The organism is Rothia sp. HMSC065G12 (assembly GCF_001811455.1).
GTDB lineage: Bacteria > Actinomycetota > Actinomycetes > Actinomycetales > Micrococcaceae > Rothia > Rothia dentocariosa.
Window position 1 is genome coordinate 1 of the sequence record NZ_KV804802.1, and the last position, 886, is coordinate 886.

Here is an 886-nt window from a genome sequence, read left to right on the forward strand (position 1 = left end):
GGGGGGTTTGCTCATGGGTGGAATGTCAGCCCCTTTTTTTGTTGTTTGTTTTGTTTCACGGTGTTGTGTATGCGTCATCGTTATTGTTGTGTTGTTCGGGTGCGTTCTTGGGTTTTCGGGTTGCACGCTAGGTGTGGTCTGAGTTGGTGACTGGCTGGTGCTGGTGCTGGGGTTGTTCTCGGTGTTGGTGTTGGTGTGGTTTGTTGTTTGAGAACTATATAGTGGACGCGAGCATCTTCTGGGAACTGCACGGTTGTGTGGTTTCTTGATTCTTCTTTTTCTTGATTGTGTGTAAGTTGTTAAGGGCACACGGTGGATGCCTTGGCATCAGGAGCCGATGAAGGACGTGTGAATCTGCGATAAGCCTCGGGGAGCCGATAACTGGGCGTGGATCCGAGGATTTCCGAATGGGGAAACCTCGCTCATCGTTGTGGTGGGTGACCGCTGGTTGAATGTATAGGCCAGTTGGGGGGAACGCGGGGAAGTGAAACATCTCAGTACCCGCAGGAAGAGAAAATAATAATGATTCTGTTAGTAGTGGCGAGCGAACGCGGATGAGGCTAAACCTGTGGTGTGTGATAGCGGTTAGGTGTTGCATCATGGGTGTTGTGGGAGTTGTTGTGGTGGTTCTAACTGGTCACCGGCGTAGTGCATGATGGTAGGCGAACTGGCTTGGAATGGTCGACCGTAGTGGGTGAGAGTCCCGTAGTTGAAAGTGTTGTGTGTGCGTTGACAATGTCCCGAGTAGCACGGGGCTCGTGGAATCTCGTGTGAATCTGCCAGGACCACCTGGTAAGTCTAAATACTTCCTGATGACCGATAGTGGATCAGTACCGTGAGGGAATGGTGAAAAGTACCCCGGGAGGGGAGTGAAATAGTACCTGAA

At 51.2% G+C, this 886-nt stretch carries 1 rRNA gene; it reads left to right on the forward strand.

The features are described from left to right. Positions 1-289: 289 nt before the first annotated feature. Positions 290-886, forward strand: a 23S ribosomal RNA gene (locus HMPREF2804_RS02135); the annotation flags it as partial.